The sequence below is a fragment of the Desulfovibrio sp. 1214_IL3152 genome, assembly GCF_036763055.1.
In the GTDB taxonomy this organism is placed as follows: Bacteria; Desulfobacterota; Desulfovibrionia; order Desulfovibrionales; family Desulfovibrionaceae; genus Desulfovibrio.
Map to the genome: position 1 here is coordinate 1 of NZ_JBAIYW010000005.1, position 1,765 is coordinate 1,765.

Consider the following 1,765-nt stretch of genomic DNA (forward strand, 5'->3'; position numbering starts at 1 on the left):
CGACGGCACGCCCCTGCCAGTGCAGCTTACAGCGGCCCTTCTGCGCTGCCTTTCTGACGACGGCCTGCTGAAAGACGAAAGCTCGCCCGAGCTTTACCGCCTGCGCGGCGAACTGCGCCGTCTGCATCAGAGCTGCATGCGCAAGGTCAAGGACTATGCCTTGCAGTACAACATGCTTGCCTATCTGCAGGACGAATTCATGACCCTTTCGTCCGACCGTTACGTGCTGCCCCTCAAGGCCAACTTCAAGGGACGCATGCAGGGTATTATTCACGACTGGTCGCAGACAGGCGAAACCTGCTATTTTGAACCCATGTTTCTGGTGGAGATCAACAACCGCCTTCAGGAACTGAAACGCGAAGAACGCGAAGAAGAACGCAAGGTTCTGCAATATCTGCGCAGTCTGCTCGAAGCGGAACTGCCCGGCGCGCAGGCCGCTCTTGAACTGCTGGCCCAGCTTGACCTTCTGCAGGCCAAGCGGCGTTTGGCAACCCTTTTTGACGGTCGCTGCCTGTCGCTGACCCCAGTGGCCGAAGGCATACAGTTGCTCGATGCCCGCCACCCCCTGCTTTTGCTCAACAGGGTCAAAAATGCGGACACTTCTGCCGCAGACTCCACGCAGGACAAAAAAGCCGCCGCACGGGCTGCGGCTGCCGTAAAACCGCTCGATATCGTGCTGCGCCCCGGCGAACGCGCCCTGATCATCACGGGCGGCAATGCTGGCGGAAAAACGGTCTGCCTGAAAACCCTCGGCCTTATCGCCGCCATGACTCTCAGCGGCCTGCCGGTTCCCGTGGGGGCCGGTTCCCATTTGCCCTGGTTCAGCCGCATGGATGCCTTTATTGGTGATGAGCAGAGTCTTGCGGACAATGTGTCCACCTTTACGGCGCAAATCGAGCACCTTGCCAAAGCCTGGAAGCATCTTGACGCCAGCGGCGTGGTGCTGCTGGACGAGTTTGGCGCGGGAACAGACCCGGCTCAGGGCGCTGCTCTGGCTCAGGCGGTACTTGACGAATTGCTCGACAAGCATACCTTTGTTCTGGCAGCCACGCATTTTCCCGCGCTCAAGAGCTACGCCCTCACCAGGGAGGGAGCGCGCGCGGCCTCAATGCTGTTTGATCCCCAAAGCAAAAAACCCCTGTTCCGGCTGGCCTATGATCAGGTGGGGGCCAGTCAGGCGCTGGATGTGGCACGCGAACACGGCCTGCCCGAAAGCATTGTACGCCGGGCAGAACACTATCTTTTGCAGGACGGGCAAGACGCCACGGCCCTGCTTTCCCGGCTCAACGATCTGGCTGCAAAGCGCGAGGAAGAACTGGCGGTTTTGCGGCAGGAGCAGGACAAGACCCGGGCTGCCGCCAGGCATGAGCGCGAAAAGCTGGAAAAAGAGCGGCTGCGCCTGCACGACGAAGTGCGGAGCAAGGCGTCCGAACTCATGCGAGCCTGGAAAGAAGGCCGCGCAACCCACAAGCAGGCCCTGAAAGAAATGTCCCGCCTGCGGGCTTCGCTTGTTCCGGCTGACGCGGCGGATCAAAACGGCTCGGTTCTGCCCAGCCCTGAGCATTTTGTGATTGGTCAGCAGGTTTTTCACACTGTTTTCAATAAACGCGGCGTGGTCACTGATGTGGACGAGCGTCGCGGCCGGGTACGCCTGGACATGAACGGCGTAAACCTGTGGGCCGAAATGAAAGCCCTGCGCCTGCACGGCAGCCAGGGAACCCCGCAGTCCCTGGGCAGGCCTTCTTCCATTCTGGCCGCAGCGCAC

General features: G+C 60.6%; 1 protein-coding gene. It reads left to right on the forward strand.

Annotated elements, in window-relative coordinates; translation table 11 throughout:
• The coding region (locus tag V6C07_RS00065) for an endonuclease MutS2 (RefSeq protein WP_333534293.1) at nucleotides 1-1,765 on the forward strand (1,765 nt) is incomplete at both ends.